General features: G+C 66.4%; 2 protein-coding genes. Both read left to right on the top strand.

The annotated features are described in order from the left end of the window. Positions 1–207: 207 nt before the first annotated feature. Complete coding sequence (locus VFQ05_06555) at positions 208–1,212, top strand: ice-binding family protein (protein ID HET9326410.1); 1,005 nt, start codon at positions 208–210, stop codon at positions 1,210–1,212. A gap of 306 nt (positions 1,213–1,518) precedes the next feature. Beyond that, positions 1,519–2,832, top strand: coding sequence for a WG repeat-containing protein (locus VFQ05_06550; GenBank protein HET9326409.1), 1,314 nt, complete (start codon positions 1,519–1,521; stop codon positions 2,830–2,832). The last annotated feature ends 222 nt before the right edge of the window (positions 2,833–3,054 follow it).

Here is a 3,054-nt window from a genome sequence, read left to right as displayed (position 1 = left end):
CCCGTAGTTTGTGAAGACTTGTCGGAGATGACGGGGCTGCCTTCCTAGCCGCGCATTGGCAACGGTGACGTCCGGCTCCGTGGGGCATGCAAGCCACAAAGCGCCGCATCACCAATCCCGGCTGGCCTCACGCGACGCGCCTTACCGCAAGAGGAGGGTACCCCGATGCACAGAACAAGCAGCTTCACGGCTCTGCCGTTGGCGATCTTGCTGGTCGCGATGGCTGGATGTGGTTCGGATGACAACCCCAGCGCACCCGCAGGAGACACCGTCGCGCCGACGGTGAGCTCTACCAACCCCATCAATGGCGCCACGGGCGTTGCGGTCATTACGGCATCGTTCAGTGAGGCGATGAACGCCTCGACGATCACGACGACCACTTTCACCGTGACCGCCCCCGGTCCGACTCCTGTGACTGGAACCGTCACCTACAACGCGTCGACTCGCATTGCGAAGTTCACTCCCACGAGCGCCCTCGCCGCCAGCACGTCTTATACGGCGACGATCACGACCGGGGCCAAAGATGTCGGCGGCAATGGGCTGGCGACGAACCACGTATGGAGTTTCACGACGTCGGCGGCGGCAGGCAGCCAGGCGTCGGTGGTTCTCGGCGCGGCCGGAGCTTTCGCGGTTCTGGCAGGTTCGACCGTCACCAGCACGGGTGCAACCGCTCTGACCGGAGACCTGGGTGTGAGCCCGGGAACCGCGGTGACCGGCTTCCCGCCGGGAACCGTGACTGGAGCGACCCACGCTGGCGATGCCACCTCGGCGACTGCCATGATCGATCTCACCACGGCCTACGCCGACGCCGCCGGACGAACCGTGGCGCCTGTCACCGTTGCCGGGAATCTCGGCGGTTTGACCCTGCCTCCGGGTCTTTATAAGTCCACGTCCTCGCTCTCGATCTCCTCGGGTGATCTCACACTCGACGCCCAGGGTGACGCGAATGCCGTTTTCATTTTCCAGATGGCATCGACCCTTACCACGACATCCGGCCGAGCCGTCATCCTGAGCGGGGGCGCCAAGGCTTCGAATGTCTTCTGGCAGGTGGGGAGCTCGGCGACCCTGGGAACGACGTCGGCGTTCAAAGGCACCATCATGGCGGATCAGTCGATCACCCTGGGTACCGGGGCGACGTTGGAGGGCAGAGCACTGGCACGGATCGGCGCAGTGACGCTGGCCGGCAATACCGTCGTAGTGCCCGCCCCATAGACTTTCGAAGACCGCCGGGCGAATGAGTTTCGCCGCCGCGGGACCGCATCGCGCACCTCCACCGGTGGAAGTCGAATTCCGCCGGCATGGAGGTGCGCGTTTGTGTTCGTCGATGTTCGGTTGTGGGCGCGGCGAGGAAGGATGGGGTGGATGGCGCGGTTCGAACCCGCGACACCTGGAGCCACAGTCCCTTCGGCGGTATCGAGGAGGTTGCTCCGGGTCCACTCGTGCGCACTGAGGCGGACATGCGCGACCCACCTCACGGACGCGGCGGCGCTCCGTGCGGCAGATCGCTATCCTGCACGGATGCTGCAACGCCGAACCTTCACCGTCTGGCTCCTGGCTAGCGCACTCGCTTTCGCTGGAGCCGTCCTGTGCGCGGGGAACCCCACCGCCGGATCCGTCGATTCAGCAAGGAACCGGGACGCGCTCTTCCCCATCCTGGTGCGGGGCCGATGGGGATTCATCGATCGGTCCGGCCACATCGTGGTCCGGCCGACGTTCGAGCGCATCGTGGCTGCGGCAAAGATTGGATCGGCCGGCGCCGACCGAGGTAAGCCCGACGATCTCTTCATGGCTCCCGCGGTGGAGCCCGAGACCACGGCGATCGTGGCAGTGGAGTCCCACGGGAAGTGGGGGTTCGTCGACCGACGAGGCCTGCCGCTTCCGAGGCGTTTCGACGAGGTCGGCGCGTTCAGCGAGGGCATGGCCCCCGTTCGGCAGGGGTTGCTGTGGGGCTTCGTGAACACGCTGGGCGTGATTGCCGTCCCTCTGAACTTCGACGCGGTGGGAGACTTTCTAGGCGGCTGCGCGATCGTGAGCCAGAGCTTGGGCTACGGCTTGATCGACTACGAGGGGCTCTTCGTGGTCAAGCCACGCTTCGAGGCGCTCCGGCCGGCGGACTCGGTGTTCCACGACAACCGGGCGCTCTTCACGTTGTTCGGCAAGAACGGATATGTGTCTCGTGCCGGCACCATCGCGATACCCGCGATGTTCGACGCCGCATCGCCGTTCTCGGAAGGGCTGGCCGCGGTGACGCGGGGCGGTCGGACCGGCTACGTCGACACCAGCGGACGGATGGTGATCGCGCCGCGGCAGTGGACCGCCGAGCGCTTCCACCGCGGCCGAGCCGTCGTGCTCGTCAACGCCAGGTACGGGTACATCGATCGGAGCGGCGCCTACGTCGCCGAGCCCCAGTTCACCGACGCGCGCGCGTTCGGAACCAACGACCAGGCGGTGGCGTGGAAGGGACCGACCCGAGGCCTGGTCGATCTCTCCGGTCAATGGAGCGCCGTGCGCATCGAGGAGCTGCAGCGCATCGACGACAGCCTGTCGGTCGCAGTCGTCGCGGGCCACAACAGGCTGATTCGGCGTACCACCGGCGAAATGGTGCGCGAGTATCCATGGGCAGAACTGGGGCAGTTCAGCGAGGGGATCGCTCACATGCGCGGATCCGACGGTCGAGTGGGCTTCATCGATCTCGATGGGCGCGTGCTGATCCCGCCTCGATTCCGACGCGTGGGCCGCTTCGATCGTGGACTCTGCAAGGCCGCCACCCGCGACACGCTGGGCTACATCGAGCGGGGCGGAGCCTGGGTCTGGTCGACCCGCTTTCGTTGATCCGTCGCCGGCGCCGCCACGCGCATCATCCAAGGCGAGGCGCGATAGGGGGTCACAGCGGGGGTGGTGACGTGGATAAAGTGGGGTGGATGACGGGGTTCGAACCCGCGACACCTGGAGCCACAGTCCGCCCTCACGGGTCGCATGGGTCGGCAACAGACGCCAAGTGCGCGCCTTTCCTTGCGGCGAGCCCGGCATCGTACCCCACGAGAGAGCACCACG

The sequence above is a fragment of the Candidatus Eisenbacteria bacterium genome (genome assembly GCA_035712145.1).
Classification (GTDB): Bacteria; Eisenbacteria; RBG-16-71-46; order RBG-16-71-46; family RBG-16-71-46; genus DASTBI01.
This window is presented reverse-complemented; position numbering and strand designations above follow the sequence as displayed.

Coding starts and splice junctions, on each gene's coding strand:
- VFQ05_06550 (HET9326409.1), top strand. CDS start 1,519: ATGCTGCAACGCCGAACCTTCACCGTCTGGCTCCTGGCTAGCGCACTC.